This window comes from Aestuariicoccus sp. MJ-SS9 (assembly GCF_032586235.1).
Lineage (GTDB): Bacteria > Pseudomonadota > Alphaproteobacteria > Rhodobacterales > Rhodobacteraceae > Aestuariicoccus.
In genome coordinates this window covers 1-3163 of the sequence record NZ_JAWHTD010000105.1, presented here as the reverse complement: position 1 = coordinate 3163, position 3163 = coordinate 1, and the positions used below count along the sequence as shown (strand labels likewise).

Below are 3163 nucleotides of genomic sequence, written 5' to 3'. Positions count from 1 at the left end.
CGGCGTCTATTACGCGTCCATAGAAAGCCAACCCATGGAATTTCCGCACGCTGTGCAGAACGTCGGACTGTTTATAGCCGAGGGCGCGATCGAGTCGCTAAATCTTGATGGCACCCCTGACGCAGACACCCTGGAGGGCGGAGAGTGGTTCGACACTCTGAGCGGCTTTGCCGGCGACGATCTGCTGACGGGCAACGCCAGGCAAGACCTGCTCATGGGCGGTGCCGGGAACGATATTTTGCATGGCGGTGATGGAAACGACCTTCTTTACGGTGATGAGGGTGATGACACCATCGCAGGAAGCACGGGCGACGATGGCATCGATGGGGACTATGGTAACGACGATATCGGTGGAGGCCCTGGTTACGATTTCATCGATGGCGGAACCGGCGACGACACCATCGGCGCTGGCGCAGACGACGACATTGTTAGTGGTGGTGACGGTAGCGACGTGGTCGCTGGTGGACCGGGCAGCGACACTTTGAGCGGCGGCTTTGGTGGCGACACCATAGGGGGCAGTTACGGTTCCGATCTCATTGACGGTCAAGACGGAATCGACAGCCTGGGCGGCGGCACTGGAAAGGACACCCTGCTGGGCGGCGACGGCGACGATTCCATCGGCGGTGGCGAAGGCGATGACGTTGTTCAAGGGGGCGCCGGCGACGACTTCCTCGCGGGCGGCGGCCGGGACGATCTGATCGACGGCGGGCTTGGCGACGACACGATCAACGGCGGCGATGGCGATGACACCATGACCGGCGGCGAGGGCGCGGACGTCTTCGTCTGGAACTTCTTCAAGGACGGCGACGCGGATGTCATCACCGACTACGAGGACGGCATCGACAGCCTGCGGATGGTCGGCGTCGAGAACGAGCCCGGCTCAGGCCTGGCCGGCAAGGTGGCCGCACTGAACATCACCGATGCCGCTGGGGGTGCTCTGATCGACTACCAGGGTCACACCGTGCTGATCGAGGGCGTTGCGGCTGCTGATTTGACGGTGGAGGACTTCACCTTCCTCTGACCCCTACCAGGATACCTTCCCGCCACTATGTTTCGGGGAGGTAACCTGCCTCTACCTTCTGATCCAGTTCAGTTGGGGCAGATTTCGCCCTTAAGGTGGGCCAATAGGCGAATGGCCTTTTTTACCCCACGGGGTGCCAAGCAAGTACCAGATAAATATGGGAAATTTCAGGGGGCTTTTTGAGGGGGCGGCTTAGTGAGAACGCACGGGGGTAGGATGCGAAACCCATCAGCCGTCGTCAGTGAGGTAGTTCAGCAAATTTACGGTGAGTTAAGCGAAAAGACGTAGAAGGCTTTGCGAACTATTGCCCGACTGCTTCGCCCGGCAGGAAGTAGTTCTCCGGAAGAACCCGGTTTTCATCATGTGGTGCCGGGACTGGTTCTTGGTAAGCGGTGCACTGACCCCATGTTGATCAGTTGTCTCATTTCTTTTTCGGCTTCCACCGTTTGGCGAGTTTGAGAACTTCGAGGCGCAGTTCGTCGGTGTCCGGGAGATTTGGATCAAAGTCGCCGCCGTACCAAGATTTAAGATCGACATGTTCAGGGTGCTTGGGGTCGCCCATTGCTTCGAGGAACTCCTCGTAACCGGAGAAGCCGCCCACATCTTCTGGCGGGCAGCGGCCTCTAACGTCTGTAAGGCGTGGGTAGAGCTCGCCGGGCATGGGGTCGCTGATCTTTCCGATTTCGATCTTGTGGTCCCAGCTGTCGCCAAAGTCGTAGAGGTAGTTGATCGTCTTCACGCCGGTATCTTCGATTAGCTCGGCGAGGGCGGTTTTGTTGGGGGGAAGATCATTGCCGCCGAAATTTGGATCGGCCAATCCCCAGGTCGCGCCTGCAGCCTCGAACCTGTAGAGGTGCGAGTTAGTCCAGCCCATAGCAGCCTGAATGGTCAGGTGGAGGCGGTCGAGGCGAATATCGGCGGGAACTTGCAGCGTTCGAGTAACGGCTGGCTCAATATATTCAAGCGTGATCTTCAACTCGATGATGCTCATGACAGTGTCCCCCTTGTCAGGCTCTTGTAGTTCCGAGCCGGGAGAGCGTCGATATCGGATTGTCTGAAGCCCTGCGCATTGGCGGTGACCCAATCGGGAGCCAATGTGGCTTGCAGCTCATCTCTACGCGCGTCTACGCGCGCGCGAGGGACCTGGAAATTCTCGATCATGAACGCCGGACATAGCCGAATGACAATAAAGGTTGATCGATGAGAAAGGTTGATCGATGAGCTGATGGGTTGCCCGACAGTTGAGGACTTCAGGCCGTACAAGGTTCGATCAGCAACGGGTGGGCTGAGAGGTGGATAAAGTCCCACCAAAAACATCCAATCAATTGTTTTTCATATTATTTTTATAAATTATTGGTGCGGGTGAAGGGACTTGAACCCCCACGCCTTGCGGCGCCAGAACCTAAATCTGGTGCGTCTACCAATTCCGCCACACCCGCAACGCGCCTGTCCTAGCAAAGCGTCTGCCCGAGCGCGAGAGGAAAATCGGCCGAAAAAAGGCGCGACATTCGCGGACCGTTAACATATTGTGTGAAAAAAACGAGGCAGATCAAACAGGATAGCGCCATGAAGCCGAAAACGGTCGGGCGCGCGACAGGGCGAAACCGCCCTGCGCGCCATATTGCGTCCAACGATACATGCAACACGCTGGTGGCGGGAACCGTGGTTCTGACGCTCGATGGCGCGCTGCCGGTCGAGTTCATCACCGAAGGCGACCGCGTGATCACCCGCGACAGCGGCGTGGCCCCGGTCCGCCGGATCCTTCGCGCCCGCCGGCGCGTGGCCGCAGTAGCGATCCGGGCGGGCAGCCTCGGCAACACCCGCCCCGACCGCGACGCGATCCTGCCCGCCGGGCAGGAAATCCTGATCCGCGACTGGCGCGCCGGCGCGCTCTTCGGCGCCTCGCAGGCGCTGGTGCCCATCGCGCAGCTGGTGGACGGGGAATTCGTGCGCGACATTGGCGAGACGACGCTCGACACCGTCACGCTGGCCTTCGACGCCCCGCATATTGTTTACGCCGACGGGCTGGAACTGGCGGCCCCGGCGCTGGAAATGGAGCAACACTCCTAGTCACCCGGAACCAAATTTGCCATCATTGATTTGAGGCAATTCGGGGAGGCGTTGATGCGGGGCCGGGCATCG

Annotated in this window: 3 protein-coding genes and 1 tRNA gene; 2 read left to right on the top strand and 2 right to left on the bottom strand. The window is 59.5% G+C overall.

All coding sequences use genetic code 11. The features are described 5' to 3' along the window. The coding region (locus tag RXV88_RS23350) for a calcium-binding protein (protein ID WP_410468857.1) at positions 1–1021 on the top strand (1021 nt) is incomplete at its 5' end. Between the two features lie 421 nt (positions 1022–1442). On the opposite strand, the gene RXV88_RS23345 is transcribed toward RXV88_RS23350, so the two are convergent. Further along, complete coding sequence (locus RXV88_RS23345) at positions 1443–2012, bottom strand: plasmid pRiA4b ORF-3 family protein (protein WP_316296123.1); 570 nt, start codon at positions 2010–2012, stop codon at positions 1443–1445. 363 nt (positions 2013–2375) lie between these two features. Continuing rightward, positions 2376–2460: transfer RNA gene (locus RXV88_RS23340), tRNA-Leu, on the bottom strand. Positions 2461–2671: 211 nt separating this feature from the next. On the opposite strand from RXV88_RS23340, the gene RXV88_RS23335 reads away from it, so the two are divergent. Beyond that, positions 2672–3091 carry a Hint domain-containing protein gene (locus tag RXV88_RS23335; protein WP_316296121.1) on the top strand — a complete coding sequence of 140 codons (420 nt, stop codon included), beginning with the start codon at positions 2672–2674 and terminating at the stop codon, positions 3089–3091. Positions 3092–3163 lie beyond the last annotated feature (72 nt).